We start from the raw sequence: 24,343 nt of genomic DNA on the forward strand, positions 1-24,343 counted from the left end.
GTCAGCGGACGGTGATGATCACCTGGCGCTTCTTCGCCGGTGCATCGGCCTCGACCCACTCGCCGCGATCCGCCGGCGCGACCCGCCAGATCTGATCGGCGACGGTCACGGTCGCGACGCCGAACTCATCCAGGCTGGCCAGCGCGAACTGCCCGTACGCCCACGCCTTCGCGTTCGACGACGCGTCGATGGTCAGCGTCGTGCCCTCGCGGTCGACGGTGATCTTGCCGAACGTCTTCTTCACCGCGGCGGCCAGGCCCTTGGCGTCGCCCTCGGCCGGGGTCTCGTCGTAGCAGGTCACGGCGGCCTGGGAATGCCCGGTCAGCGTGCTGGCCAAGGCCTTGCCGTCCTCTTCATGATCACGGTAGGCGTCGGGATAGGCGCTGATCTGGACGGCCTGGGCCACCTCGGTGATGTCTCGTTCTTCCCAGTTCTTGATCTTGACCAGGGCGTCGTAGAACTCGCCGGTGGAGTAGTACGGATCCATGATCTGCTTCACCGTGCCCCAGTCCTGGGAGGGGCGCTGCTGAAACAGGCCGACCGAGTCCCGGTCGCCGTAGTCGATGTTGCGGATCCCGGATTCCTGGTACGCGGTCGCCAGCGCGACCGACGCGGCCCGGGCCGGCAGCGACCGCCGGACCGAGAGGCCGGCGATGATCGAGGCGTACTTGGCCTGCTCCAGATCGAGCCCAACGGTGTTGTCGCCGGTGCGGATCAGGCAGCCCTCGGGCGTCGACGAGACGGCCTGGCTGAGCCCGGAGCAGCCGGCGCCGGTGATCAACAGCGCCAGCCCGCCGAGCAGAGCAGTGACTTTGGTCTTGATCATCAGTTGACGTGCAGGGCGGCGTTCAGCTCGACCGCCTTGCCCTGCCGGTTGCGAACCTCGACCTTGCCGGTCACCGAGTTCCGGATGAACAACAGGCCGTTCTGGCCGGCCAGCTCGATCGCCTTGACCACCCGGCCGTCCGGCAGCGTGATCTTGGTCCCCTCTGTGACGTACAGGCCGGCCTCGACCACGCAGTCGTCGCCCAGCGGGATGCCGAGCCCGGAGTTCGCGCCGAGCAGGCACCGCTCACCGACCGAGATCACCTGCTTGCCACCGCCGGACAACGTGCCCATGATCGACGCGCCGCCGCCGACGTCGGAGTTGTTGCCGATCACCACCCCGGCGGAGATCCGGCCCTCGACCATGGCGTGGCCGAGCGTGCCGGCGTTGTAGTTGACGAAGCCCTCGTGCATCACCACGGTGCCCTCGGCCAGATGCGCGCCGAGCCGGACCCGGTCGGCGTCGGCGATCCGCACCCCGGACGGCACGACGTAATCGATCATCCGCGGGAACTTGTCCATGCCGAACACCGTGAGGTGCCCGCGCTCGGCCCGGAGCCGGGTCCGTACGTCTTCGAAGCCGTCGACCGCACACGGACCGGCCGAGGTCCACACCACGTTGGCCAGCGCGCCGAAGATCCCGTCCAGGTTGACCTGCCAGGGCCGGACCAACCGATGGCTCAGCAGGTGCAGTCGCAGGTAGGCGTCCGGGCCGTCCTTCGGCCCCGCGTCGAGGTCGATCTCGGTCCGCACCACCTCGGTCCGCACCTGTCGCACCTGGTCGGAGCGAGCCGAAGCGGCCAGCACGGCCGGTGCCTCGGTCGGCACCCCGTCCAGGCTCGGCGCCGGGTAGTAGGTGTCCAGCACCTGTCCGCTGTCATGGATCGTCGCGACGCCCCAGCCGTACGCGCGGGAGCTTGGCCTCTCGGTCATGGCGCCAACTGTAGCGGGGGCGGACAGGCGCCCAGGACCGTGCGCAGCCGGGTCGGTGACGGTGGACAGTCGTATGGTTATCGTTTATCGTTGTTATCGAAGAACGATAAACATGGATCGACAGGGGAGCAGTGATGAGCACAGGAATCTGGCGCTGGACCCGGGCCGACGACGTCGGGCTCCGGGTCGTGATCATGGTCGGGGTGCTGGTCCTGGCGGTCCGGGCGCTGTGGCCGATCGGGGGCTGGCTCACCGGAGCTCCGCTGACCTGGCACGGTCGGGTGCAGGCGGAGGCGCCGGCCCCGACCGCGGTGGTCGACGGCGCGACAGTCAGCTACCTGGGGCAGGTTCGCTGGGAGATCACCGGCGCGACCGCGGGCCAGTGGCTGCTGGCGATGGTGCCGGATCTGCTCGACCTGATCGCCGTCGCGGCGGCGGCGATCATGCTCTGGCAGTTGCTCGGCCAGCTGCGCGGTGGGGAGCCGTTCTCCGCCCGGGCCGTCCGAGCGGTTCGCGGGCTCTCCCTGGTGCTGGCCGGCTGGCTGGTGCTTCGCCCGTTCGTCGTCGCCCTGGCTGATGCCGGCATCACCACCCCCCTGCGCCGGACCGGCCTGGAGTTCGTCCTCCGGCTCGAGCCGCTCTGGCTGGCCGGGTTCGCCGGGGTGATCGGCCTGATCGCCGTCGCCGAGGCCTTCCGGGTCGGGGCCAAGCTGCGGGCCGACACGGTTGGCCTGGTCTGATGCCGGTCGAGGAGCCGCACCGGGTGGTCTGCCGGCTGGACCAGCTGCTGGCCGACCGCGGCCTCACGCTGACCGAGCTGAGCGAACGGATCGGGGTCTCGCTGGTCAACCTCAGCGTGCTGAAGAACCAGCGGGCCCGGGCGATCCGGTTCACCACCCTGACCGCCCTCTGCGAGGCGCTGGACTGTCAACCGGGTGACCTGTTCGACGTTCCGGCCGGGGGCGGTCAGTAGGGTTCTCCGGGTGACTGACGCAGTGCTGGAACTCGAGGGCGACCGGACCGAGCTGTTGCGGTCCTTGATCGACATTGAATCGGTCAGCGGGAACGAGCAGCGGATCGCCGACGCGGTGCAGGCCGCGCTGGGCCGCTACTCACACCTCGCCGTGTCCCGGATCGACAATGTGATCTTCGCCCGGACCGAGCTGGGCCGGGCCCAGCGAGTGGTGATCGCCGGCCATCTGGACACGGTGCCGATCGCCGGCAACGTCCCGGCCAAGATCACCGGCAGTGGCGCCGACATGATCATCCACGGTCGCGGCGCCTGCGACATGAAGGGTGGTGTCGCCGTCCAGCTGGCGGCCGCGGCGGCGCTGACCGCGCCGAGCCGGGACATCACCTGGATGTTCTACGACAACGAAGAAGTCGACGCGAAACTGAACGGGCTCTACCGGATCTCTCGGCAGCAGCCCGAGCTGCTGGACGGTGACTTCGCCGTGCTCTGCGAGCCCTCCAACGCCGGGATCGAGGGCGGCTGTCAGGGCACCATGCGGGTCAATGTCGTGCTGACCGGCGTCGCCGCCCACTCGGCCCGGTCCTGGAACGGGCAGAACGCGATCCACGCCGCGCACGAACTGCTGCGCCGGCTGGCTGACTTCCGCACCCGCGAGGTCACGGTCGACGGCCTGGTCTATCGCGAGGGACTGAACGCGGTCCGGATCGACGGCGGCATCGCCAACAACGTGGTGCCGGACCGGTGCGAGGTCTTGATCAACTACCGGTTCGCGCCGGACAAGGACCTGGCCGCCGCCGAGGCCTACCTGCGCGAGGTGCTGGCCGGCTACGAATGCACCGTCGTCGACGGCGCCCCCGGTGCCCGGCCCGGGCTGGACCAGCCGATCGCCGCCGAGTTCGTCGCGGCCGTCGGCGGCGAGGTGCAGCCCAAGTACGGCTGGACCGACGTGGCCCGGTTTGCCGAGCTCGGCGTACCGGCGGTGAACTTCGGCCCCGGCGACCCGAACAAGGCCCACGCCGACGACGAGTTCTGCCCCGCCGCCGATCTGGAACGGTGCTACGCCGGACTGCTCGCCTGGCTCGGCTGACACCCCAGCGTCCAACAGCATTCGCCGCGGGCGGACCACTAAGGTCGTCGGCGTGACCCAGATCGTCCGCCGGCACGGCGAGAACCATGATCAACGGCTGCTGGACAGCCGTGCCCCGGCGGACTTTGTGCACACCGATCCGTGGCGGGTGCTCCGGATCCAGGCCGAGTTCATCGACGGCTTCGACGCGCTGGCCGAGCTCGGGCCGGCGGTCGCGGTGTTCGGCTCGTCCCGGGTCGCGGCCGATCACCCGATGGCCGCGGCCGCCGAACGGCTCGGTGCCGAGCTGGCCAAGGCCGGGCTGGCGGTGGTCACCGGCGGCGGGCCAGGCATCATGGCCGCCGCCAACAAGGGCGCGCTCGAAGCCGGCGGGACGTCGGTCGGGCTGGGCATCGAGGTGCCGCACGAGCAGGGCCTGAATCCGTACCTGAATCTCGGCGTCAACTTCCGCTACTTCTTCGTCCGCAAGGTCTGCTTCGTGAAGTCGAGCCAGGGTTTCATCGTCTTCCCCGGCGGCCTCGGCACCTTCGACGAACTGTTCGAGGCCCTCACGCTGGTGCAGACCAAGAAGGTCACCCGATTCCCGGTCGTGCTGTTCGGCAGCACGTACTGGCAAGGCCTGCTGGACTGGCTGGAGCACACCATGTTGGCCGAGGGGTACGTCAGCCCGGCCGACCTCGCCCTGGTCACCGTCACCGACGACATCGACGAGGCCGTGGCGATACTCCGCGCCGCGACTTGAGCCCTGTGAAAGCATCAACCCCATGGAGTGGTTCATCGCGGCCCTGGTCGTCGTCGCCCTCGGCGTCGTCGCGGTGGCGGCCTCGGGCAGGCTGGGTGGCATGAGCCGGGAGCCCGATCGCGACGTGTATCGGCAGAATCCCTGGCCGGATGAGGAGCCGGTGACCCCGACCGAGGTGTCCGACGTCAAGTTCGGGATCACCCTGCGCGGGTACGCGATGGATCAGGTCGACGACGTGCTGGACCGGTTGGCGACCGAGCTGGCCGGCCGGGACGCGACCATCGCCGAGCTCCAGGCCCGGCTGCAGACGCCCGACGTCTCCCGCTAGTGGCGTGGTCAGGAAGTTCTGTGACGTTTGCCGGCGCCCAGGCACGCACCTCGCTGCGTTCTCCTCGGTCGATATATGACCCGATATGTCTTCCTCGTCGGCCTGGCGATGCACGCACCTGAACACCGGCAAACGTCACACAACTTCCTGACCACACCACTAGCTCCCGAAGAGTCCACGTGCCGCTGCTGCTGACCGCGTCGGTGACCGTCAAGGTCCCGGTCGCCACCGCCTGGCGGGCGGTGATCGACTGGCCGGGGCAGTCCCGTTGGATCCCGTTCACCACGGTCACGGCGGTCCCGTCACCCGAACGACCGGACACGGACGAGGGGATCGGGGTCCGGGTCGAGGCACTGTCCGGAATCCGCCTCGGGCCGCTGCGGATCGGGCTGCTGGACCGCTTCGTCGTGACCGGCTGGACGGCGCCGTCTGAGCACGGGCCGGACGGGACCGGGCCCCATGAGGTCGAGGTGCTGCATCTCGGCCCGGGGTTCACCGGCGTCGGCACGATCCGGGTTCTGTCGGCGGCGGGTGGCAGCATCATCGCCGTGACCGAGTCCTTCCTGCCGCCCGGCGGCGCCCCTGCCGCGATCATCGTGCGCCCACTGCTGCCCGTGCTCCGCGCCGGACTGACCTTCAGCCTGCGCAGGCTGGCCGCGCTGCTCGAGCGGGGCGAGCGGTGACCGACGCGCTGCCGGGGGCGGACGGCCGGCTGCGCTGCCCGTGGGGCCTGTCCACCGCCGAGTACGTCGCGTACCACGACACCGAGTGGGGCCGTCCGGTGAGGACGGTGGATGGGCTGTACGAGCGACTGACCCTCGAGGCGTTCCAGTCCGGCCTGGCCTGGATCACGATCCTGCGCAAGCGGGACAACTTCCGGGCGGCGTTCGCCGACTTCGATCCGGAACGGGTCGCCGAGTTCGGCCCGGCCGACGCCGACCGGCTGATGGCCGACACCGGCATCGTCCGCAACCGGGCCAAGATCGAGGCGGCGATCACCAACGCGATCGTGGTCCGGCGGCTGGGGGAGTCCTTCGCCGAGCTGATCTGGTCCTACGCCCAGCCCGACCGGCCCCGACCGACGAGCAACGCCGGCGTGCCGGCTCAGACGCCCGAATCGGTCGCCCTGTCGAAGGCGCTGAAACGGGAGGGGATCCGGTTCTTCGGGCCGACGACGGCGTACGCGATGATGCAGGCGGTGGGCCTCGTCAACGACCATCTGGCCGACTGCGAGACCGGATGATACGACGCGCGGTATCCGACCCGAACTGCGCCCCGGTGGTTCGATGCGGAATAATTGCAGCAATAGCTGCCTAACACTGATGATGATCGTCGATGACAAAGGGATTGAGGGTGAGCGATGGCTGCCATGAAGCCGCGGACGGGTGATGGCCCGATGGAGGTCACCAAGGAAGGTCGCGGAATTGTCATGCGGGTGCCGCTCGAAGGAGGTGGCCGGCTCGTCGTGGAGCTCAACGCAGAAGAGGCCGCCAAGCTGGCCAGTGAGCTGAAGTCGGTCGTCGGCTGACCGAATCCGTCGGTGTCGGCCCCGCGGTCCAGCTCGGACCGCGGGGCCGTCCCCTGTGTTGACAGCGAATCGCGAAGGAATCTCGTGACCACTCTCCACCCGAACTGTGCGGCCGTGCAGTCGATCTTGGTCGACCAGGGGCTGCCCGGCCGGATCCGGCTGCTGTCCGACGCCGCGACCACCGCGCGCCTGGCCGCCGATCAGCTCGGCTGCGATGTCGGCGCCATCGCCAACTCGTTGATCTTCGCCGGTGATCCCGGGCCCGGTGACGAGGCAGCGGTGCCGGTGCTGGTGATGGCCAGCGGCGCGTACCGGATCGACGTGGAGAAGGTGTCCGCGACGGTCGGCACCCGGTTGCGCCGGGCCGATGCCGCCTTCGTCCGGACCCACACCGGCCAGCCGATCGGCGGCGTCGCCCCGGTCGGGCATCCGGCGCCGATCCGGACCGTCGTCGATCGGAACCTGGCCCGGTACGAGACCCTGTGGACCGGCGGCGGCATTCCGCACGCCGTCGTGCCGTGGAGCTACGCCGATCTGCTCCGGCTGACCGGCGGCACCGAGATCGACGTCGTCTGACCTCGATCAGGCGGGGGCCACGGCGGCCTGCAGTTGGCACTGCAGGTCGAGCTCGTCCCGGATGCCCCAGTCCTCGATGATCTTGTCGTCGGCGAAGCGGAGCAGGCGCATCATTCGCAACGCCACCACGGCACCACTCGGCGGCAACCCGGGCAGCGGCCCGACCTGCCGGCCGTGCAGGGTGCAGTGCAGCGCGACGAGGTCGCCCTCGGCCACCGCGTGATGGATCTCGTACGACAGCCCCTCGAAGGCTGATCGCAGGAACTGGATCGTCCGCCAGACTCCGTCCGGCCCGGTGGGTGACCCGGGCGGCGCCTCATGCCCGACGCCATCCGGATGGACCAGCGCGGCCACGTCTTCGTACGTCCCGGTCGGGAAGATCTCGGTGAACAGCCGCACCGCGGCGGCCTTGTTGTGCTCGGACATCGTTGTCCCCTTCCGCCGTCGGCAACTCTGCCTCGGCTATGATTCAGTAGAACTGAAATGAATTGATGTCAGATAGGTTCCACTGAATGAGCGAGACTGTCAAGGGCAAACGACCCTACGATTCGCGGCGGCGACGAGCGCAGGCCGAGCAGACCCGGCTGGACATCCTCGCTGCGGCCGCGGAACTGTTCACCGAGCGCGGCTATCCGGCGACCACCCTCGCCGCCGTCGCCGCCTCGGCCGAGGTGGTGGTCGAGACGATCTACCGTGCGTTCGGCAACAAGGCCGGCCTGTTCCGGGAGGTCGTCCGGGCCGCGGTCGCCGGCGGCGGGGACCGGGCGAAGGTCGATCCCGAACGCCGGCCGGCCATCCAGGCCGTGATCGAGGAGACCGATCCGCGGCGCAAGCTCGCCCTCTACGCCCGGACGCAGCCCGGCATCCACCGCCGTTCCGGCCCGCTGCTCCGCGCCCTGGCCGTCGCGGCCGCGACCGACCCGGCCCTGGCCGAGCTCGCCACGCAGATCGAGGACGAGCGCCGGGCCGGTCTGCAGCGCTTCGCCGCGCACCTCGCCGAGCGAGGCATGCTCCGACCGGGCCTGAGCATCGACGAGGCCGGCGACACCCTGTGGATGATCAACGCGCTCACCGTGTACGACCTGCTCGTCACCCAACGCGGCTGGACCCTCGAGCGCTACCGAGACTGGTTGGCCGACACCCTCCACCGCCTCCTCATCGCCGACTTGTCAGAACTGAGTAGCCCCATGACACAACTGAGTTCTGACAAGTCGGCGGAGGAGTTGCCAGGCAGCCGACGCGGTGCCGGCGCCGACCACGAAGATGATCTTGCCGAGCAGTGACCCGATGACGCCCGGATCGAGCCCGATGATTGCCACCCCAACCCCGAGTTGTCAGAACTAGGGGACGCCCTGGCGGCCCCTAGTTCTGACAACTCGGGGTTGGGGAGTCAGCCGGCGTGCCGGGTGATCGCGGCGTGGTAGACGTCCACGGTCTCGGCCGCGATCTTGGACCAGGAGAACTCGTCGATGCAGCGCTGCCGGCCCGCCCGGCCGAACCGGGCGGCCCGGTCCGGGTCGCGCAGCAGCGAGTTGATCTTGGCGGCGAGGTCGGCCTCGAACTCGGCCACGTACTGATCATCGCCGGCCCGCTCCGGCTGGTAGGGCACCAGCAGCCCGGTCTCGCCGTCGACCACCACCTCGGGGATGCCGCCGACCGCGCTGGCGACGACGGCGGTCTCGCAGGCCATCGCCTCCAGGTTGACGATGCCGAGCGGTTCGTAGACCGACGGGCAGGCGAAGATCGTGGCCCTGGACAGCACTTGCCGGACCTGCTCCCGGGGCAGCATCCGCTCGATCCAGACCACGTGCTCCCGGGTCTGCCGCAACCGGGCGAACGCGTCGCCGATCTCCCGGGCGATCTCCGGCGTGTCCGGCGCTCCGGCCAGCAACACCAGTTGGGCCTCCGGATCCAGCTCGGCCGCGGCCCGGACCAGATGGATCAGGCCCTTCTGCCGGGTGATCCGGCCGACGAAGACCACGGTCGGCCGGTCCAGGTCGATGCCGAGCTCGGCCAGGTGGTTCCGCCCGGGGTCGGGCGCGAACTCGTCGGGGTCGATGCCGTTGCGGACCACGTGCACCTTGGCCGGATCCAGGTCGCGGTAGGAGGCCAGGGTGTCGGCCCGCATCCCGTCGCTGACCGCGATCACCGCGTCCGCCGCCTCGAACGCGGTCCGCTCGGCCCAGGAGGACAGCCGGTAGCCGCCGCCGAGCTGTTCGGCCTTCCACGGCCGGTGCGGCTCCAGCGAGTGCGCGGTGACGACGTGCGGGATGTCCTGATAGAGGCCCGCCAGGTGTCCCGCGAGGTTGGCGTACCAGGTGTGCGAGTGCACCAGGTCGACCGGCCCGACCGCCGCGGCCATCGAAAGATCAGCACCGAAGACGCGGAAGGCGGCGTTGGCCTCGGCCGGGTAGTCCTCGGCGTGCGCCGTCGCGCCCGGTCTGGCCTCGCCCATGCAGTGCACCTCGACGTCGATCAGATCCCGCAGTTGCGGCACCAACTGCCCGACGTGGACCCCGGCGCCGCCGTAGATCATCGGCGGATACTCCCGGGTCAGCAGTGCGATCGACATCTGCTCGGCCATGGCCCGATCGTGCCACACCGGACCCGTCCTCGACCTAGATCACCGAAGAGAGGTTGAGACGCCGGCTTCTCGGGTAAGTTGCGGTCATGGCGACGCGTCCAAAGGTGTTGTCGATCGTGCTGGCGGGTGGCGAGGGTAAGCGGCTGATGCCGCTGACGATGGACCGGGCCAAACCTGCTGTGCCGTTCGGGGGTACGTACCGGTTGATCGATTTCGTGTTGTCCAATCTGGCCAACGCGAACCTGCGGCAGATCGCCGTGCTGACCCAGTACAAGTCCCATTCGCTGGACCGCCACATCTCCCTGACCTGGCGGATGTCGACGATGCTCGGCAACTACGTCACGCCGGTCCCGGCCCAGCAGCGGCTCGGCCCGCGCTGGTATCAGGGCAGTGCCGACGCGATCTTCCAGTCGATGAACTTGATCATCGACGAGGCTCCCGATCATGTGGTCGTCTTCGGCGCCGACAACATCTATCGGATGGACGTCGAGCAGATGCTGGACGCCCATCTCGACGGCGGCAGCGGCTGCACCGTGGCCGGCATCCGGGTGCCACGCCAGCAGGCGAGTTCGTTCGGCGTGATCGACTCCGACGCCTCCGGCAAGATCAAGAGCTTCCTGGAGAAGCCGGCCTCGCCGCCCGGGCTGCCGGACGATCCCGGGTCGAGCTTCGCCTCGATGGGCAACTACATCTTCACCGCCGAGGCGTTGATGGACATGCTGACCAGCGACGCCGAGTCCACCGACTCCCGGCACGACATGGGTGGCGACATCATCCCGGCGTTCGTATCGGGCGGCGATTCCCGGGTGTACGACTTCACCGCCAACACGGTGCCGGGCGCGACGATCAAGGACGCCAGCTACTGGCGCGACGTCGGGACCATCGACGCTTACCACGAGGCGCACATGGATCTGGTCTCGATCGATCCGGTGTTCAACCTCTACAACCTGGACTGGCCGATCTGGACCTATCAGGTGCAGATGCCCGGCGCGAAGTTCGTGTTGGAGGGGACGGCCGAGGATTCGATCGTCAGCCCGGGCTGCGTGATCTCCGGCGGATCGGTGGACAGCTCGGTCCTGTCGCCCAACGTCCGGGTCGAGGAACGGGCCACCGTCGAGCGGTCGGTGTTGCTGAACGGCGTCCACGTCGGCCCGAACGCGGTGATCCGGAACGCGATCCTGGACAAGAACGTCACCGTCCCGGCCGGAGCGGAGGTCGGCGTCGATCCCGAAGCTGATCAGGCCCGCGGCTACACGATCTCCGACGGCGGCATCACCGTGGTCGGCAAGGGCATCACGGTCGAGCCGTGATCATGGCCGTCGAGCCGTGATCTTGGACCTCAGGGCTTGATCGCGACCAGCAGGCCGTCGCCGCAGGGCAGCAGAGTGCTGACCAGGTCGTCGTCCTCGCGGACCCGGTGCAGGGTCTCCCGGACAGCGATCGTCTCGTCATCGGAGTTGGCCGGGTCGGCCACCCGGTCGTGCCAGAGCGTGTTGTCCACCGCCAGCACGCCGCCGGGCCGCAGCAGCCGCAACGCCTGCTCGATGTATTCGGGATATTCGAGCTTGTCGCCGTCGACGAAGACGAGGTCGTACGCACCGTCGCTGAGCCGCGGCAGCACACCCAGCGCCGCGCCGGCGATCAACCGGATCCGACGGCTTTCGATCCCGACCTCGGTGAACGCCTCGCGCGCGATCCGCTGGTGCTCCGGCTCGATGTCGACGCTGGTCAGGATCCCGTCCGGCACCATGCCGGCATACAGCGCCAGCCCGGACACCCCGGACCCGGTGCCGATCTCCACCACATGGGAGGCGCGGACCAGCCGGGCGAGCATGGTCAACGCGCTCGCGGTGCCGGGGCTGACCGGCTGCACTCCCAGATCCATGGCCTCCTGCCGCGCCGCGGCGGAGGCCCCGGACTCGGCAGTGAAGTCCTCCGCGAACAACCACGAAGCCGGCTTCGGCGCGGACCTTTCCTGCTGCGACTGGCCATTCATGCCGCTCACCCTATCCGCGCGCGTCCCGTCCATCCGCCGAGACGTCACTTATGCACGGGGATTTGCGGAGTGTCGGTGCACGAGTGACGTCTCGGCCGATGTGGAACATGTCGTTGTTGTCGTGCTGCGGTGGAGAAATCCGAGGTGTACCCCCAGCCCGGCGCCGATGTTCCTGCCAAGTCCGGATCACGCCGCCAACCAGGGATGACGCCGCCCTGATCGGCAGGCTCGGCGACGGCCGGCGACACTAGAATGACGGCCATGTCCGTCGTGCCACCGTTTGGGAATCTGATCACCGCCATGGTGACGCCGTTCGCCGAGGACGGGTCACTCGACCCGGACGGCGCGGCCGAGCTGGCCCGCTATCTGGTCGACGAACAGGACAACGACGCCCTGGTGATCAGCGGCACCACGGGAGAGTCGCCGACCACTACGGCCGGTGAGAAGGTGACGCTGCTGCGCGCCGTGATCGAGGCGGTCGGTGACCGGGCCAAGGTGATCGCCGGGGTCGGCTCGTTCGACACCCGGCACACGATCGAGACCGCGCACGAGGCCGAGGCCGCCGGGGCGAACGGACTGCTGGTCGTCACTCCGTATTATTCCAAGCCGCCGCAGGAAGGCCTGGTCCAGCACTTCCGCACCGTCGCCGACGAGACCGCGCTGCCGATCATGGTGTACGACATCCCGCACCGGACCGGCACCCCGATCGCGACCGAGTCGATGCTCCGGCTGGCCGAGCATCCGCGGATCGTCGCGGTCAAGGACGCCAAGAAGGACTTCGAGGCGACCTCGATCGTGATCAGCCGGACCGACCTGGCGTACTACTCGGGCGACGACGCGGTGACACTGCCGATGCTCGCCATCGGCGGAGTCGGTGTCGTCGGCACGTCGACTCACTTCACCGGCCGCGGGATGAAGCGACTGATCCAGGCGTTCGCCAAGGCCGACACCGCAGAGGCGCTGCGGCTGCACCAGGAGTTGCTGCCCGTGTTAACCGGCGTGTTCGCGGCCCAGGGCGTCAGCATGGTCAAGGCAGGGCTGGAGCTGCAGGGCCGCGGCGTCGGCGGCCTGCGGCTGCCGCAGGTCCCAGCCACGGATGATCAACGGGAGACCTTCGCCGGCTTGCTGCGAGCCGCCGGCCTGCTCGACTGAGGCCCACCTTCCGGACGGGCTGACCGTGCCGTCCGAATTCCGCCAGAAACTGTCAGTGGCCGGGAGTTGACTGTCTCCGTGCCCGTCGCCGACCTCGATCCCGACACCTGCTTCCGCGCTGCCGACAGCCGGGACGCCAGGTTCGACGGGATCATCTACATCGCGGTCCGGACGACCCGGATCTACTGCCGGCCGTCCTGCCCGGCGACGATGCCGAAGCCCGGCAACCTGACCTTCTATCCGTCGGCGGCCGCCGCCCAGCGGGCCGGCTACCGGGCCTGCCGTCGCTGTCGTCCGGACGCGACGCCGGGCTCGCCGGAGTGGGACTTCCGGGCCGATGCGGTCGGCCGGGCGATGCGGCTGATCGCCGACGGCGTGGTCGAACGCGAGGGGGTCGCCGGCCTGGCCGCGCGCACCGGCTACAGCACCCGGCAGTTGAACCGGCTGATGCTCGACCGGCTCGGAGCCGGCCCGCTGGCGCTGGCCCGCAGCCAGCGGGCGCACACCGCCCGGATCCTGATCGAGCAGACGGCGATGTCGTTCGCCGACGTCGCCTTCGCCGCCGGCTTCTCCAGCGTGCGGCAGTTCAACGACACCATCCGCGTCGTGTACGCGAGCACGCCGCGCGGGTTGCGCGCGGGCGCGGACCGACATGCCAAGCCCCGGGCGGACCAGAACGGGCGGGTCAAGGCGCCGCAGGCCTCGCTGCGGGTGGACCTCGACCTGGCGGTGCGGCGGCCGTTCGACGGCGCCCGGCTGATCACCTTCCTGGCCGACCGCGCGATCGCCGGCGTCGAGACGGTCGACGAGACCGGCTATCGGAGGACATTGGCGCTGCCCGGCGGGCCGGCCGTGGTCCGGCTCAGACCCGGCGAGGGACACGTCCGGGCCGAGCTGGCGCTGACCGACCTGCGCGACCTGGCCAGCGCGGTCGAGCGCTGCCGGCGGCTGCTCGACCTGGACGCCGATCCGGTCGCGATCGACGAGACCCTGGCCGGCTCGGCGCTGCTCGGGCCGCTGGTCCGGCGCCGGCCCGGGCTGCGGGCGCCGGGGCATGTTGACGGGTTCGAGGTCGCCGTCCGCGCCATCGTCGGTCAGCAGGTCTCGGTGGCCGGGGCGCGGACGGTGCTCGGCCGGATCGCGGAGCAGTACGGCAGCCGACTCCAAGATTCACGTTCCCTGAGCCTGTCGAAGGGCAGGCCAGATCCGCCTTGCCCTTCGACAGGCTCAGGGAACGAAGGGGTGCCGGATCTTGTCTTCCCCGGCCCGATCGAGCTCGCCGTCGCGGATCCAGCGGACCTGCCGATGCCGCGCAGCCGGGGCCGGGCCCTGGTCGTGCTGGCCGGAGCGGTCGCCGACGGCGGGCTGTCGCTCGACCGGAGCGCCGACCGTGCCGAGGTCCGGCGGAGCCTGCTGGCGCTGCCCGGCATCGGTCCGTGGACCGCCGACTACATCGCGATGCGGGCCCTCGGCGATCCGGACGTCTGGCTCGGCACCGACCTCGGCGTCCGGCACGCCCTCACCGCTCTGGCCGCCGGACCGGCCACCGCAGACCAGATCGAGCGCTGCCGGCCGTGGCGTTCGTATGCCGTGATGCACCTGTGGCACGCGGCCGAAGCAGCATGATCACCAGCACCGGGAGCCCGTCATGACCGACCGACCAGGCGGCAGGACCGTCATCGACTCACCGATCGGCCCGCTGCTGCTGGAGTCCAACGGTCGGGCGCTGACCCTGATCCGGTTCGACGGCGAGTTCGAGCCGGAGGATCGGCTGGCGCCCGGGGCCGTGCCGACGGATCCGGTGCTGGCCGCCGCCGTCGCCCAGCTGCGGGATTACTTCGCCGGCCGGTTGCAGGTGTTCGACCTGCCGCTGGAGCCCGCCGGTTCGGCGTTCCAGCGGGAGGTCTGGACGGCGCTGGGCGAGATCGGATACGGCGAGACGATCAGTTACGGCGAGCTGGCGCTGCGGACCGGCCGGACCACCACGGCCAGCCGAGCGGTCGGCCTGGCCAACGGGGCCAACCCGATCCCGGTGGTGATCCCGTGCCATCGGGTGATCGGCGCGAACGGCACCCTGGTCGGCTACGGCGGCGGCCTGGACCGGAAACGACAGCTGCTCGGCCTGGAGGCCGAACATGCCGTGACCGCACAGGATCGTCTACTCTGATGGAGCGCTGCGTCGCGGGATTTTATGGGCACGATCACACGACAGCGGCTGACATTGACAGCGAACGCTTAGCAGATTGCCAGGTTGGGTCGGAACAATGACGACCATGAGCAGCACGGTCAGCCAGCCGAGGCACGAGACGACAGAGGGGGAGGGCGGCATGCAGAACTGGCCGGCACCCGACCCCAACGCCTGGCAGCCGCCGGCCGAGCCCGAGTGGCGACCGCCGAGCTGGGAAGAGGTCGTCCGCGACCACAGCGCCCGGGTCTATCGGCTGGCGTACCGGCTGACCGGCAACCCGCACGACGCCGAGGACCTGACCCAGGACGTGTTCGTCCGGGTGTTCCGCTCGCTGCACCGGTTCCAGCCCGGCACCTTCGAGGGCTGGTTGCACCGGATCACCACCAACCTGTTCCTCGACTCGGCCCGCCGGAAGCAGAAGATCCGCTTCGACGGCATGCCCGACGGCACCGCCGAGCGGCTGCAGAGCAGCCTGCCCACCCCGTCGGAGCAGCTCTCCGACGCCGGCATGGAGCACGACGTCGCCTCGGCGCTGGCCGCGCTGCCGCCCGAGTTCCGGGCCGCGGTCGTGCTCTGCGACATCGAAGGCATGAGCTATGAGGAGATCGCCAGCGTCCTGGACGTGAAGATCGGCACCGTCCGCAGCCGGATCCACCGCGGCCGGGCCCAGCTCCGGGATTCGCTGGCCCACCGTCGGCCGACGGCCGATCGGGAACGTTATCTGGGCGTGCCCGTTGAGGGAGATGAGACATCTTCCGAGCCGGTCGAGCCGCGACGACGCGGACTACGCGGCCTGCTCGGCGCGAGGACGGCGTGAAGAGGACCACTTGTCACGATTTGGCCGAGCTCCGATCCGCTTACGTGGACGGAGCGCTGCAACGCGCCGATGAGGACCGGGTGGTCAAGCACCTGGCCCGCTGCCCGGGCTGCCGGGACGAGATCGAGGAACTCTTCCGGCTGCGCCAGTTGCTGACCCAGCGCGTGCCCGCCGGTCCGGCCGCCCCCGGCACCCTGTCCGACCGGCTGGTCTCCATCGCCGGACCGCGGGCCGGGCGACCGCTGGACTCCCGCCCGTTCGAACGCCGGGAATGGGCCGATCTGCCGCGGGAACGCCACGCCGCGCTGCGTCGGACCGCCGCAGTGCTGGTGATCGTCGCCGTCCTGACGGCCACCGTTTCCGGCATCGGGTACGCGTCCGCGCCGACCCATCAGCCGCCGTTGGTCGCGGACCCGGCACCGGGCGCCCGGACCGAGTTCGGCTCGACCCTGGCCCAACTGCCGCTGGCCAGCAGCCTGGTCAGCGCCGCCGCGCTGGTCGACCAGACCGCCCTGTCCGCGCCGGACGCCGAGCTCGACGCCCCGGCGCCGGGCACCGGGCCGGAGCTGTCCTTGATCGCCGCGTCGAACTGGTTGCGCCGGGCGATCGACGCCTCGACCACGGTCGGCTATTCGGGCTACCAACGGATGGTCTCCGGGGCCGGCGCCGATCGGACCGCCGGATCGATGGCGATCGCGTACGAACCCGGCCGCGGCGGCCACGTCAAGGTGCGTGGTCCCAACGGCCGGCAGCTGACCGAGGGCTTCCTGACCGCGCCGGCCCGGACGCCGATCGGCGACAGCGACCTGTTCCGGCTGCTGGCCAGCGGCTACCGGTTGACCGGCGCCGGCCAGGCCAAGGTCGTCGGCCGCTCGGCCGTGATGGTCGACGCGATCAGTTACGCCACCGGCCGGCTCGCCGCCCGCTGGTGGATCGACGAGCACACCGGGCTGGTGCTGTGGCAGCAGCGCTTCGCCGACGACGGGTCGGCGCGGCTGTCGGCCGGATTCACCCAGGTCGACGTGAGCAACGCCCTGGCCCCGGACGACTCGGCGCCCCCGCTGACCGGCCCGGACGACGCGACCGCGCTCACCCTGTCGAGCGCACCGATGATGTCCGACCGTGGCTGGTCCTGCCATGATCAACTCGCCGGACTGTCACTGGTCCGGCTGCGCAGCGACGCGGTCGAGCAGCCGGAGTCCTTGCACATGACGTACAGCGACGGCCTGACCACCGTCGCGGTCTTCGAGACCCGGGGTCGGCTGGCCGGAGCGCCGTCCGGAGCCACCTGGGACGAGGAAGCCCGGGCCTATCTGCGGGCCGGGTCGGCCATGGTCGCCACCTGGCAGTCCGGCGACAAGGTCTTCACCGTGATCACCGACGGTGATCGCGACGCGCTGACCGAGGTCGTCGGTCAACTGCCCCATGAAACGACGCCGGAGCCAACTACGATGGGCCGCGTGCAGGCGGGCCTGACCCGCATCATCCACGACCTGGTCGGATAGACGGACATGGCAGCTGACGACCGCCCCGCCGGGGGCAGTCGCAATGACGACTACCACTACTACGGCCCGTTCGGCGCGCCGTCCGGTGGCCCGGAGTCGTCGCCCACCTCGGCCGGCGTGCCGGGCGAGACCGGCGTTCCGGCCGGACCGCCGCCGTCGACCCCGCGGCGCGGCGCCGACGACACCCAGCCGATTCCGACCGTCGGCCCGGCCTATCAGCAGCCGCTGCACCAGCAGCCGATGCACCAGCCGACCCCGCCGCCGACGCAGCTGTTCCCGGCGCCGGGCAACGTGCCGCCGCTGCAGCCCGGGCTGCCCTACCCGCCGCCGAAGCCGCAGCGCCGGGAGCGCCGTGGCCCGACGGTCGGCATCCTGCTGCTGGCGGTGATCCTGGCCGCGGTGATCGGCGGCATCGCCGGTTACGGTGGCGGCCTGATGGCGGCGCCGCGGCCGGCCGGACCGGACCCGGCCTCGTCCCAGCCGGCGAACCCGACCAGTCAGGCACCGCTGCCACCGGCACCGCCGACCGCCAACACGGTCGAGGTGGCCAAGCGCGCGCTGCCCAGCACGGTCATGATCAGATCCGGTAGCGGCGACAACGGCACCTCCGGCTCCGGCTTCGTGCTCGATGCCGAGGGCCGCATCGTGACCAACAACCATGTGGTCGAGAACGCCGCGGACGGCGGCCGGATCACCGTGATCTTCAACGACGGCAACCGGGCCACGGCGAAGATCCTCGGCCGCAGCCCGACCTACGACCTCGCGGTGATCCAGGTGCCGAAGTCGGAGGAGCTGAAGCCGATGGCGGTCGGCGACTCCGACGCCATCCAGGTCGGTGAGACGGTGATCGCGATCGGCTCGCCACTCGGCCTGGCCAACACCGTGACCCAGGGGATCGTCAGCTCCAAGGACCGGCCGGTCGTGGTCGGCGGCGACGATCAGGACCCGTCGGCCTCGTCGGCGTACATCAACGCCCTGCAGACCGATGCGCCGATCAATCCGGGCAACTCCGGCGGCCCGTTGGTCGACGGTGAGGCCCGGGTGGTCGGGGTCAACTCGGCCATCCTCACGATCAGCTCCGGCCGGGGCCAGTCCGGCAGCATCGGGCTCGGCTTCGCGATCCCGATCAACCAGGCGATGGACATCGCCGCGATGTTGATCAAGGACGGCAAGGCGACCTATCCGGTGATCGGGGCCAACGTCACCGACACCCCCGACGGCACCGGAGTCGAGCTGTCCTCGGTCGAGGGCGGTGGCCCGGCGGACAAGGCGGGGCTGGCCGACGGCGACGTGGTGACCAGCATCGACGGCAAGCCGGTCCGGGCGGTCGAGCAGCTGATCGTCGCCATCCGGACCCACCGGCCGGCCGACCAGGTGGTGCTCGAGTACGAGCGCGCCGGGCAGAAGTCGGAGGCCAAGGTCACACTCGGCGCCCGCGAGGGATAGCGCACCCCGGTAGGATCAGATCATGTTCGACATCGGGCCCACGGAGCTGCTGGCGCTGGTCGTCGTCGCAGTGATCATCTTCGGCCCGGAGCGGCTGCCTCAGTTCGCCCGCAAGGCCGCCCATCTGGTGCGGTACGTCCGGACGATGGCCGGAAACGCCCAGAACCAGCTGAAGAAGGAGCTGGGCCCCGGCTTCGAAGACGTCGACTTCCGGGACCTCAATCCCAAGGCGTTCATCAAGAAGCACCTGCTGGACGACGTCGAGCCGATCGTCGCCGACGTGAAGTCCGATTTCGCGGCCGGCACCGAGGCCGGCAAGGGGATCTCGAAGGACATCACCGACGCGGTGAACAACGCGAAGAACGGCAACGGCGTCAACGGCGCCGAGCCCGCCTTCGCCGGCCGCGTCCTCACCCCGTTCGACCCCGACGCCACCTAGATCTCCTTCACCCCTTACGGGATGAGGCGGCCGATCAGTTCCAGTTGCTCGTCGATCGGGAGATCCATCGACCAGAAGACCTCGGTGACTCCGAGCCCCTCCAACTTCGCCAGGGCCTCGGCGATCTGATCCGGCGAACCGATCACGGTCGGCTCCGTCCCCTGGGCCTGCTCGGTGATCCGGCCGTTGACCCGCAGCACGATCGGCAGGGTGGCCGGATCCCGGCCGGCGTCGCGCGCGGCCTGGTGGAACCCGTCGATGCCCGCGGTCAGGGCGTCCCAGCCGTGCCAGCCGGGGTTGAGGCCGAGGCCGGCCGCCGCGGTCCGCCGGATCGAGGCCGGGGCGCCCGCCGCGACCAGGATGGGCGGGCCGTCCGGGCGCACCGGCTTGGGGCTGATCCGGGACTCGGCGTAGCGGTAGTGCCGGCCCTCGAACGAGACCGGGTCCGGGCGCCAGGCGGCCCGCATCGCCTCGATCAGCTCGCCGAAGCCTGCACCCAACCGGCTCCGGGGCACCCCGGCGGCGTCGTACTCCTGCTGCATCCAGCCCTGTCCGAGCCCGACCACGACCCGGCCGTTGCTCAACTGGTCCAGCGTGGCGAACCGGCGGGCGAGGTCGGCCGGATTGTGCAGCGGGCCGACCACGACGCTGGTGCCGAGCCGGACCCGGTTGGTCCGGGCCGCCACGTAGGCCAGCACCTCCAGCGGCGAATAGACGTTCCCGTACGCCTCCGGCAGCGCGATCTCCTGGCCGCCCATGCTGACCGGCCCGGTCGGAGCGAGCAGCCGCTCGAACGTCCAGACCGAGTCCAGGCCGAGCTGTTCGGCCCCCTCGGCCGCCTTCGCGATGGCTTCCGCGCCGGCCAGTTCGCCGGCGGTGGGAAGCGCGAGTCCCAGCTTCATCTACGTTCTCCTCGTTGTCGTCGTTCAAGATCGACAACAGCGAGCGCTCCGGCCTATTCCGAGATCGGCCGGCGTTCCGCGATCAGCGAAATTCCATGATCACGGCGATCATGATCAACGACCGGCGGGGGCCAATCCCAGTTGCTTGCCGAGCAGTCCGCGGCCGCGGCCGGCCAGGTGATCGGCGAGACCGGTCAGCGCCTGCGCCGCCGGCTGGCCCGGCTCGGAGATGACGATCGGTGAACCGTCGTCACCACCGGCCCGGAGTTTCGGATCCAGCGGCACCTGGGTCAGCAGCGACACCGGATAGCCGAGCCGCTGGGTGAGCGTCTCCGACACCTCCTGGCCGCCGCCTTCGCCGAAGATGTAGTGCTTCTCCGGGGTGCCGCCAGGCACCAGGTAGTACGACATGTTCTCCACCACGCCGATCACCCGCTGGTTCATCATCGAAGCCATCGTGCCGGCCCGCTCCGCCACTTCGGCCGCGGCCTGCTGCGGCGTGGTGATCACCAGCACCTCGGCGTTCGGCAGCTTCTGGCCGAGAGAGATCGCGACATCGCCGGTGCCGGGGGGCAGGTCGATCAGCAGGTAGTCGAGATCACCCCAGTAGACGTCGGCCAGCATCTGGGTCAGCGCCCGGTCCAGGATCGGCCCGCGCCAGGCGACCACCTGATCACGCTTCGGCTTCAGCATCCCGATCGAGATCACCTTCAGGCCCAGCGCCGGCACCGGCATGATCATGTCCTCGACCGATGTCGGCCGGGCGTCGGCGACGCCGAGCATGGCCGGGATCGAGTGGCCGTAGATGTCGGCGTCCAGCACCCCGACGGTGCGCCCCTTCGCCGCCAGCGCCAGCGCCAGGTTGACCGTGACCGACGACTTGCCGACGCCGCCCTTGCCGGACGCGACCGCGATCACCTGGGTCAGCGAGTCGGCGCGGGCGAACGGGATCTCCCGGTCGGTCTGGCCGCCCTTCAGCAGTTCCCGCAACCCGGCTCGCTGCTCGTCCGACATCACGCCGAGCACGACCTCGACCGAGCTGACCCCGGCGACGGCGGTCGCGGCGGCGGTGACGTCGCGGCGCAGGGTGTCCTTGAGCGGGCAGCCGGCCACGGTCAGCAGCACCTCGACGGTGACCGCGCCATCGGCTCCGACCTCGATCGAGGCGACCATGCCGAGCTCGGTGATCGGCCGGCGGATCTCGGGATCGTTGACGCTCGCCAGCGCCTGCCGGATCTTCGGTTCGAGGGGATGGGCGGTGGTCGTACGGTCGGACATGTCGTCCAGCGTAGACCGGCCCGGCGGCCGCCGATCACCCACCGAGTCGGCGTGAAACCCCTGGTCGTCCTGGAGGTGACGTGAGTCACCGGCGTCCGGCACGGCCGTCGATGGCAAGGTGGGTCCATGACACCGAGTGGCGACCCGGCCCGCCGGACCGCTCGCGTTGCTGCCGGTGACACCGAAGCCTGGTCGGAGGTGGCGCCGCGCGGCACCCGGCCGGTCTCGACCGCCTCGCGTCGGCAGGTCGTGCTGGTCGTCTATGACGGCGCCGAACTGGTCGACATCGGCAGCGTCACCTCGGCCCTGCACCTGGCCACCCGGCTGGGCGCCGACCCCGGCTACCAGGTCCGGGTGGCGACGGTCGACGGTACCGACATCGTCAGCGCCGGTGGTCTGGTGCTGCGCGTCGACGCGGCGCTGACCGAGGTCGAGGAACCGCCCGACACGGTGATCGTGTCCGGCGGCTGGGGCCACCTCGACGCGATCCGGGACCGCCGGCTGGTCCGGGAGGTCCGCCGGCTGGCCTCGGTCGCCCGGCGGGTGGTGTCGGTGTGCACCGGGGCGTTCGTGCTGGCCGAGGCCGGGCTGCTGGACCATCGTCGGGTCGCCACCCACTGGTATTACGCCGACGACCTGGCCGCCCGCTATCCGGCGGTCCGGGTCGACGCCGATCCGGTCTACATCCAGGACGGCCGGATCGCCACCTCGGGCGGGGTGACCGCGTCGCTCGACCTGACCCTGGCGCTGATCGAAGATGATCATGGTCCGGAGCTGGCCCGGTGGGTGGCGATCGGCATGGTGACCTATCTGCACCGGCCCGGCAACCAGGCGCAGATGAGCATCTTCACCGCGACCCGGCGACCCGACGACACGGTGCTGCGGACGGTCGTCGACCACATCGTGGCCGAGCCGGGCGGCGACCTCAGCGTCGCAACCCTGGCCGCCCGGGTCAACGTCAGCCCGCGGCACCTGACCCGGTTGTTCCGGGACCGTCAGGGCGAGACCCCGGCCGCCGTCGTCCGGCGGATCCGGCTGGAGATCGCGGCCCGGCTGCTGGCCACCACCGAACTGTCGCTGGCCGTGATCGCGCGGCGTTGCGGGTTCAGCTCGGTGGAGACGCTGCGGCAGGCCTTCGTCGCCAAGTACGAGCTCAGCCCGCGGGCCTTCCGCCGGACGATCGGCTCAACCGTTCCGCCGCCGGACCAGGGCAGTCACCCCGACCGCGACCACGAGGCCGCCGACGCCGAGCCCGATCGGGAATTGCAGGCCGGACCACGGAAACGCTGATCCGGCCAGCTCGAGGTCGGCAGGCGCGTACTCGAGGATCTTGGCCGCCCAGCGCGCCGTCGGTACGTCGGTCGTCGCGGCGAGCACCCGCAGCGCGGGCTCGAACGCGAAGCCGGGCTCCGCGTGGAGGTAGGCGACCGGCACCCCGGCGGCCTCGGCCGCCGCGTCGACGCCGTCCGGATGCCGGGCCGCGGCGTCCGTGCCCGGGACCAGCAGCCGGCCGGTGGAGCCGATCGCGTCCAGTCCGGCCCGGGGCAGGAAGGTCAGGCCGTGCCGGCTGCGCACGGTGGCCGGGCCGATCGCCAGCGTCCGGGCGGACCGGATCTCGGCGTACGGGTCGAACGCCGCGGCCAGTTCCAACTCGCCCACACCGTCGGTGAGCAGCACCCCGATGGTGGTCGTCGGCGACCGGTAGCCGAGGTTGAGCAGGTGCAGCAGGCGTTCGGACCAGGTGATCTCCGAGACCGGGATCTCGGCCGGGGCGTTCGGGCTGTAGCCGCGCCAGTGCACCGCCTCGGCGGCGGCCGCGGCGGCCGGCTCGGACACCAGCCGTTCCACCACCCGGAGTGCGCCGTCGATCGAGGACAGGAGCCCGCCGGTGGTGATCACGTCGCCGGTGTCGACGTAGCGGACGCCGCGGCGCCAGTCGACGTCGGGATGGTCGGGGGCGATCTCGTTCAGTCGATACCAGTGCGAGGTCGCCGGTCGGCCGTCCAGCAGCCCGGCGTCGGCGACCAGTCGGGCGCCGGAACAGACGCCGAGGACGAGGCCCTCGGCCGCGGTCTCCCGCAGCCAGGCGACGACGGGCGCGTCGTGCTGCTCGTCGTTCGGCATCTCCGGCACCACGGTGACGTCTGGGGCCACGCCGCCGAGCCGGTCGGCGAGTTCGGCGAAGCTCAGATCGGGGACCAGGTCCAGCCCGCCGAGCAGGGTCACCGGGCGCCGCTGCGGCGCGACCACATACAGGTTGAACGCCCCGGTCGCCGCCAGCACCTCGTACGGGGCCAGCACGTCGGCCGCGTTGGCGCCACCGTTGCCGACCACGACGACCGCCGTCGGCCGGCCGGATTGATGAGCGGGCGGGGTGGCCGTGACGGCGGCCGGCCGGTCCGGCGGCGCGTACCGATAGCGCTCGAAGCTGATCGCGCCGACGCCGAGCATGGCCGCCGGGAGCACCAGGAAGGAGGCGAGCAGGCCGAGCCCGGCCCCGATCACCCGCAGGGTTTTCACCGGAGCACCGGCCGGCGGATCGTGAACTCGTCGCGGCGACGCAGCATGACCGCCAGCATCAGCACGAACATGGCGATGTGCTCGAAGATCATCGCCGTTCCGAGCGCGATCACCCCAATGCCGGTGAGCGCGGCCGCGACCAGCGCCGGGAGCAGCATGGTCGCCGCCATCGCGAGGGTCGTCGGCCAGCCGAACCGGCGGAAGCGCAGCCAGCCGATCATGATCAACGCCATGATCACGCCCATCTCGACGCTGGCCATCGCGCCGCGGGCCTCGGCCGGATAGGTCAGCCCCAGCGCCCCGCGAACGGCGCTCACCAGCATGGCCAACAGCACCATGCCGACCAGCAGCACCGCGGCGAATTCGACAGAGCGCAGCGCGAACCGAAGCCACGGTCGATCGACCGATCCAGAACCCATGGGCCCCAGGGTGATCACTCCGGGGCCGGACCGCGAACGCCGCGGAGCACCGGTCCGAAATCCTGGGAAGCTTGTCTGAACGGCCATGATTCTCGGGTGCCCGGT

Annotated in this window: 28 protein-coding genes; 19 read left to right on the forward strand and 9 right to left on the reverse strand. The window is 70.5% G+C overall.

All coding sequences use genetic code 11. The features are described from left to right. Position 1: 1 nt before the first annotated feature. Entirely contained in the window at positions 2 to 826 is an 825-nt protein-coding gene (locus FNH24_RS32555; RefSeq protein WP_152360366.1) for a hypothetical protein, read from the reverse strand. After that, positions 826 to 1,758, reverse strand: a complete 933-nt coding sequence (gene dapD, locus FNH24_RS01600; RefSeq protein WP_152360367.1) for a 2,3,4,5-tetrahydropyridine-2,6-dicarboxylate N-succinyltransferase — start codon at positions 1,756 to 1,758, stop codon at positions 826 to 828. The genes FNH24_RS32555 and dapD overlap by 1 nt, the downstream gene beginning before the upstream one ends. 134 nt (positions 1,759 to 1,892) lie before the next feature. Between dapD and FNH24_RS01605 the strand changes: the two genes are divergently transcribed. The 9 genes from FNH24_RS01605 to FNH24_RS01645 all read left to right on the forward strand — a co-directional run bounded on the left by FNH24_RS01605 (position 1,893) and on the right by FNH24_RS01645 (position 6,992). Then, positions 1,893 to 2,498 carry a DUF2975 domain-containing protein gene (locus FNH24_RS01605; RefSeq protein ID WP_152360368.1) on the forward strand — a complete coding sequence of 202 codons (606 nt, stop codon included), beginning with the start codon at positions 1,893 to 1,895 and terminating at the stop codon, positions 2,496 to 2,498. Then, entirely contained in the window at positions 2,498 to 2,731 is a 234-nt protein-coding gene (locus tag FNH24_RS01610) for a helix-turn-helix domain-containing protein (protein WP_152360369.1), read from the forward strand. Before FNH24_RS01605 ends, FNH24_RS01610 begins: the two co-directional genes overlap by 1 nt. A gap of 10 nt (positions 2,732 to 2,741) precedes the next feature. Next, complete coding sequence (gene dapE, locus FNH24_RS01615; RefSeq protein ID WP_246186698.1) at positions 2,742 to 3,818, forward strand: succinyl-diaminopimelate desuccinylase; 1,077 nt, start codon at positions 2,742 to 2,744, stop codon at positions 3,816 to 3,818. A 52-nt stretch (positions 3,819 to 3,870) separates the two neighbouring features. Then, on the forward strand, positions 3,871 to 4,560 hold the full coding sequence (locus tag FNH24_RS01620) for an LOG family protein (RefSeq protein WP_246186699.1): 690 nt from the start codon (positions 3,871 to 3,873) through the stop codon (positions 4,558 to 4,560). A 22-nt stretch (positions 4,561 to 4,582) separates the two neighbouring features. After that, positions 4,583 to 4,888, forward strand: coding sequence for a DivIVA domain-containing protein (locus FNH24_RS01625; RefSeq protein WP_152360371.1), 306 nt, complete (start codon positions 4,583 to 4,585; stop codon positions 4,886 to 4,888). Between the two features lie 179 nt (positions 4,889 to 5,067). After that, on the forward strand, positions 5,068 to 5,571 hold the full coding sequence (locus tag FNH24_RS01630; protein ID WP_152360372.1) for an SRPBCC family protein: 504 nt from the start codon (positions 5,068 to 5,070) through the stop codon (positions 5,569 to 5,571). Further along, entirely contained in the window at positions 5,568 to 6,131 is a 564-nt protein-coding gene (locus tag FNH24_RS01635; protein WP_152360373.1) for a DNA-3-methyladenine glycosylase I, read from the forward strand. Before FNH24_RS01630 ends, FNH24_RS01635 begins: the two co-directional genes overlap by 4 nt. 117 nt (positions 6,132 to 6,248) lie before the next feature. Further along, positions 6,249 to 6,416, forward strand: coding sequence for a DUF3117 domain-containing protein (locus tag FNH24_RS01640; RefSeq protein WP_152360374.1), 168 nt, complete (start codon positions 6,249 to 6,251; stop codon positions 6,414 to 6,416). A gap of 84 nt (positions 6,417 to 6,500) precedes the next feature. Next, positions 6,501 to 6,992, forward strand: a complete 492-nt coding sequence (locus tag FNH24_RS01645; protein ID WP_152360375.1) for a YbaK/EbsC family protein — start codon at positions 6,501 to 6,503, stop codon at positions 6,990 to 6,992. Positions 6,993 to 6,998: 6 nt separating this feature from the next. On the opposite strand, the gene FNH24_RS01650 is transcribed toward FNH24_RS01645, so the two are convergent. Then, complete coding sequence (locus tag FNH24_RS01650; protein WP_152360376.1) at positions 6,999 to 7,418, reverse strand: ester cyclase; 420 nt, start codon at positions 7,416 to 7,418, stop codon at positions 6,999 to 7,001. An 86-nt stretch (positions 7,419 to 7,504) separates the two neighbouring features. Here FNH24_RS01650 and FNH24_RS01655 point away from each other — a divergent pair, with 86 nt between their 5' ends. Then, positions 7,505 to 8,275 (forward strand): TetR/AcrR family transcriptional regulator, encoded by a 771-nt coding sequence (locus FNH24_RS01655; RefSeq protein WP_152360377.1) that lies wholly within the window; start codon positions 7,505 to 7,507, stop codon positions 8,273 to 8,275. A 107-nt stretch (positions 8,276 to 8,382) separates the two neighbouring features. Here FNH24_RS01655 and glgA read toward each other — a convergent pair whose 3' ends face one another. Further along, a complete protein-coding gene (gene glgA, locus FNH24_RS01660) occupies positions 8,383 to 9,564 on the reverse strand; it encodes a glycogen synthase (protein ID WP_152360557.1) in 1,182 nt (393 codons plus the stop codon). A gap of 98 nt (positions 9,565 to 9,662) precedes the next feature. On the opposite strand from glgA, the gene glgC reads away from it, so the two are divergent. Beyond that, positions 9,663 to 10,886, forward strand: coding sequence for a glucose-1-phosphate adenylyltransferase (gene glgC, locus FNH24_RS01665; protein WP_152360378.1), 1,224 nt, complete (start codon positions 9,663 to 9,665; stop codon positions 10,884 to 10,886). A 29-nt stretch (positions 10,887 to 10,915) separates the two neighbouring features. Here glgC and FNH24_RS01670 read toward each other — a convergent pair whose 3' ends face one another. After that, on the reverse strand, positions 10,916 to 11,572 hold the full coding sequence (locus FNH24_RS01670; protein WP_152360379.1) for an O-methyltransferase: 657 nt from the start codon (positions 11,570 to 11,572) through the stop codon (positions 10,916 to 10,918). Positions 11,573 to 11,833: 261 nt separating this feature from the next. Here FNH24_RS01670 and dapA point away from each other — a divergent pair, with 261 nt between their 5' ends. The 7 genes from dapA to FNH24_RS01705 all read left to right on the forward strand — a co-directional run bounded on the left by dapA (position 11,834) and on the right by FNH24_RS01705 (position 19,119). Then, positions 11,834 to 12,724 carry a 4-hydroxy-tetrahydrodipicolinate synthase gene (dapA, locus tag FNH24_RS01675; protein WP_152360380.1) on the forward strand — a complete coding sequence of 297 codons (891 nt, stop codon included), beginning with the start codon at positions 11,834 to 11,836 and terminating at the stop codon, positions 12,722 to 12,724. Between the two features lie 78 nt (positions 12,725 to 12,802). Continuing rightward, complete coding sequence (locus FNH24_RS01680) at positions 12,803 to 14,350, forward strand: DNA-3-methyladenine glycosylase 2 family protein (protein ID WP_152360381.1); 1,548 nt, start codon at positions 12,803 to 12,805, stop codon at positions 14,348 to 14,350. A gap of 22 nt (positions 14,351 to 14,372) precedes the next feature. Next, positions 14,373 to 14,891 carry a methylated-DNA--[protein]-cysteine S-methyltransferase gene (locus tag FNH24_RS01685; protein WP_152360382.1) on the forward strand — a complete coding sequence of 173 codons (519 nt, stop codon included), beginning with the start codon at positions 14,373 to 14,375 and terminating at the stop codon, positions 14,889 to 14,891. A 160-nt stretch (positions 14,892 to 15,051) separates the two neighbouring features. Continuing rightward, positions 15,052 to 15,729, forward strand: a complete 678-nt coding sequence (gene sigE / locus FNH24_RS01690; protein ID WP_152360558.1) for an RNA polymerase sigma factor SigE — start codon at positions 15,052 to 15,054, stop codon at positions 15,727 to 15,729. Further along, positions 15,726 to 17,234 (forward strand): zf-HC2 domain-containing protein, encoded by a 1,509-nt coding sequence (locus FNH24_RS31875; RefSeq protein ID WP_281350974.1) that lies wholly within the window; start codon positions 15,726 to 15,728, stop codon positions 17,232 to 17,234. Before sigE ends, FNH24_RS31875 begins: the two co-directional genes overlap by 4 nt. 6 nt (positions 17,235 to 17,240) lie before the next feature. After that, on the forward strand, positions 17,241 to 18,680 hold the full coding sequence (locus FNH24_RS01700; protein WP_152360384.1) for a S1C family serine protease: 1,440 nt from the start codon (positions 17,241 to 17,243) through the stop codon (positions 18,678 to 18,680). A gap of 22 nt (positions 18,681 to 18,702) precedes the next feature. Continuing rightward, positions 18,703 to 19,119 carry a sec-independent translocase gene (locus FNH24_RS01705; RefSeq protein ID WP_152360385.1) on the forward strand — a complete coding sequence of 139 codons (417 nt, stop codon included), beginning with the start codon at positions 18,703 to 18,705 and terminating at the stop codon, positions 19,117 to 19,119. Positions 19,120 to 19,133: 14 nt separating this feature from the next. Here FNH24_RS01705 and FNH24_RS01710 read toward each other — a convergent pair whose 3' ends face one another. Then, positions 19,134 to 20,021 carry an LLM class flavin-dependent oxidoreductase gene (locus FNH24_RS01710; protein ID WP_152360386.1) on the reverse strand — a complete coding sequence of 296 codons (888 nt, stop codon included), beginning with the start codon at positions 20,019 to 20,021 and terminating at the stop codon, positions 19,134 to 19,136. Between the two features lie 114 nt (positions 20,022 to 20,135). Beyond that, entirely contained in the window at positions 20,136 to 21,299 is a 1,164-nt protein-coding gene (locus FNH24_RS01715; protein WP_152360387.1) for an Mrp/NBP35 family ATP-binding protein, read from the reverse strand. A 126-nt stretch (positions 21,300 to 21,425) separates the two neighbouring features. Between FNH24_RS01715 and FNH24_RS01720 the strand changes: the two genes are divergently transcribed. Next, entirely contained in the window at positions 21,426 to 22,589 is a 1,164-nt protein-coding gene (locus FNH24_RS01720) for a GlxA family transcriptional regulator (RefSeq protein ID WP_152360388.1), read from the forward strand. Here FNH24_RS01720 and FNH24_RS01725 read toward each other — a convergent pair. Both FNH24_RS01725 and FNH24_RS01730 read right to left on the reverse strand, forming a co-directional pair. Continuing rightward, a complete protein-coding gene (locus tag FNH24_RS01725) occupies positions 22,485 to 23,819 on the reverse strand; it encodes a DJ-1/PfpI family protein (RefSeq protein WP_152360389.1) in 1,335 nt (444 codons plus the stop codon). The genes FNH24_RS01720 and FNH24_RS01725 overlap by 105 nt on opposite strands. Continuing rightward, complete coding sequence (locus FNH24_RS01730) at positions 23,816 to 24,238, reverse strand: hypothetical protein (protein ID WP_152360390.1); 423 nt, start codon at positions 24,236 to 24,238, stop codon at positions 23,816 to 23,818. Before FNH24_RS01730 ends, FNH24_RS01725 begins: the two co-directional genes overlap by 4 nt. Between the last annotated feature and the right edge of the window lie 105 nt (positions 24,239 to 24,343).

Origin of the sequence: Microlunatus speluncae (assembly GCF_009299835.1) — a bacterium.
In the GTDB taxonomy this organism is placed as follows: Bacteria; Actinomycetota; Actinomycetes; order Propionibacteriales; family Propionibacteriaceae; genus Microlunatus; species Microlunatus speluncae.

Bases quoted from the DNA above. Each gene is read 5' to 3' on its own strand.
- FNH24_RS32555 (WP_152360366.1), bottom strand. From the start codon at position 826: ATGATCAAGACCAAAGTCACTGCTCTGCTCGGCGGGCTGGCGCTGTTG.
- dapD (WP_152360367.1), bottom strand. From the start codon at position 1,758: ATGACCGAGAGGCCAAGCTCCCGCGCGTACGGCTGGGGCGTCGCGACG.
- FNH24_RS01605 (WP_152360368.1), top strand. From the start codon at position 1,893: ATGAGCACAGGAATCTGGCGCTGGACCCGGGCCGACGACGTCGGGCTC.
- FNH24_RS01610 (WP_152360369.1), top strand. From the start codon at position 2,498: ATGCCGGTCGAGGAGCCGCACCGGGTGGTCTGCCGGCTGGACCAGCTG.
- FNH24_RS01625 (WP_152360371.1), top strand. From the start codon at position 4,583: ATGGAGTGGTTCATCGCGGCCCTGGTCGTCGTCGCCCTCGGCGTCGTC.
- FNH24_RS01640 (WP_152360374.1), top strand. From the start codon at position 6,249: ATGGCTGCCATGAAGCCGCGGACGGGTGATGGCCCGATGGAGGTCACC.
- FNH24_RS01650 (WP_152360376.1), bottom strand. From the start codon at position 7,418: ATGTCCGAGCACAACAAGGCCGCCGCGGTGCGGCTGTTCACCGAGATC.
- FNH24_RS01655 (WP_152360377.1), top strand. From the start codon at position 7,505: ATGAGCGAGACTGTCAAGGGCAAACGACCCTACGATTCGCGGCGGCGA.
- glgA (WP_152360557.1), bottom strand. From the start codon at position 9,564: ATGTCGATCGCACTGCTGACCCGGGAGTATCCGCCGATGATCTACGGC.
- glgC (WP_152360378.1), top strand. From the start codon at position 9,663: ATGGCGACGCGTCCAAAGGTGTTGTCGATCGTGCTGGCGGGTGGCGAG.
- FNH24_RS01670 (WP_152360379.1), bottom strand. From the start codon at position 11,572: ATGAATGGCCAGTCGCAGCAGGAAAGGTCCGCGCCGAAGCCGGCTTCG.
- dapA (WP_152360380.1), top strand. From the start codon at position 11,834: ATGTCCGTCGTGCCACCGTTTGGGAATCTGATCACCGCCATGGTGACG.
- FNH24_RS01685 (WP_152360382.1), top strand. From the start codon at position 14,373: ATGACCGACCGACCAGGCGGCAGGACCGTCATCGACTCACCGATCGGC.
- sigE (WP_152360558.1), top strand. From the start codon at position 15,052: ATGCAGAACTGGCCGGCACCCGACCCCAACGCCTGGCAGCCGCCGGCC.
- FNH24_RS01700 (WP_152360384.1), top strand. From the start codon at position 17,241: ATGGCAGCTGACGACCGCCCCGCCGGGGGCAGTCGCAATGACGACTAC.
- FNH24_RS01705 (WP_152360385.1), top strand. From the start codon at position 18,703: ATGTTCGACATCGGGCCCACGGAGCTGCTGGCGCTGGTCGTCGTCGCA.
- FNH24_RS01710 (WP_152360386.1), bottom strand. From the start codon at position 20,021: ATGAAGCTGGGACTCGCGCTTCCCACCGCCGGCGAACTGGCCGGCGCG.
- FNH24_RS01715 (WP_152360387.1), bottom strand. From the start codon at position 21,299: ATGTCCGACCGTACGACCACCGCCCATCCCCTCGAACCGAAGATCCGG.
- FNH24_RS01720 (WP_152360388.1), top strand. From the start codon at position 21,426: ATGACACCGAGTGGCGACCCGGCCCGCCGGACCGCTCGCGTTGCTGCC.
- FNH24_RS01730 (WP_152360390.1), bottom strand. From the start codon at position 24,238: ATGGGTTCTGGATCGGTCGATCGACCGTGGCTTCGGTTCGCGCTGCGC.